Below are 964 nucleotides of genomic sequence, written 5' to 3'. Positions count from 1 at the left end.
AACCAATTCTTCAAATGAGGACACGCCCTAGTGAAGTCTGGTGATATTGACGCACTGATCAATAAATCCTATCGAGTACCAAATTCAAAAAACCGTGTAGATGATGCTATTGAACAGGCTGTTATTGATTTCGCAATTCAATATCCCGCATATGGTCAGCACCGTACTAGTAATGAATTATGCAAGAAGGGTGTATTCGTTTCAGGGAGTGGTGTTCGCTCTATATGGCTTCGTCACGATTTAGAGAACTTTAAGAAGCGTTTAAAAGCACTTGAGGCTAAAGTGGCACAGGATGGTACTGAATTAAATGATCAGCAGATTGCGGCACTTGAACGTAAGCATGAGGATGACGTTGCTTGTGGTGAAATCGAAACAGCTCATCTAGGCTATTTAGGCGCGCAAGACACCTTTTATGTCGGGAATCTCAAAGGTGTTGGACGAATCTACCAACAAACATTCATCTACACTTATAGCAAGATCGTTCATTGCAAGCTCTATACAACAAAAACACCGATTACAGCGGCTGATTTACTCAATGATCGTGTATTGCCATTCTATCAATCTCAGGACTTACCAATGCTTCGCATCCTCACACTTGCGCAGCAGTGCTGCTCAGGTACTGAGGATGCGCTAAGGTAGAACAACATGACTATGAGTTATATCTGGCAGTTAATGATATTGATCACACGAAGACAAAAGCAGCTTCCCCGCAAACAAATGGTATATGTGAGCGTTTCCACAAGACGATTTTGCAGGAGTTCTATCAAATCACGTTTAGGAAGAAGCTTTATAGCTCATTGGAAGAATTACAAGTTGATCTAGACGATTGGCTGAAATTCTATAATACTGAACGGACTCATCAAGGAAAAATGTGCTGTGGTCGTACACCACTTGAAACTTTACTTGATGGAAAACGGATTTGGGCTGAGAAGGATTTAGCTCAAATTTAACCTGACAGGCACAA

The 964-nt window shown here is 41.4% G+C and carries 1 pseudogene; it reads left to right on the top strand.

The features are described from left to right. Positions 1 to 27: 27 nt before the first annotated feature. Positions 28 to 950, top strand: a pseudogene (locus RJ01_RS15540) (integrase core domain-containing protein); the annotation flags it as partial. Positions 951 to 964 lie beyond the last annotated feature (14 nt).

The sequence above is a fragment of the Acinetobacter sp. YZS-X1-1 genome, assembly GCF_000804305.1.
In the GTDB taxonomy this organism is placed as follows: Bacteria; Pseudomonadota; Gammaproteobacteria; order Pseudomonadales; family Moraxellaceae; genus Acinetobacter; species Acinetobacter variabilis.
Note: the sequence above shows the minus strand (reverse complement) of the source record. Positions and strands in the feature narration are given on the sequence as shown.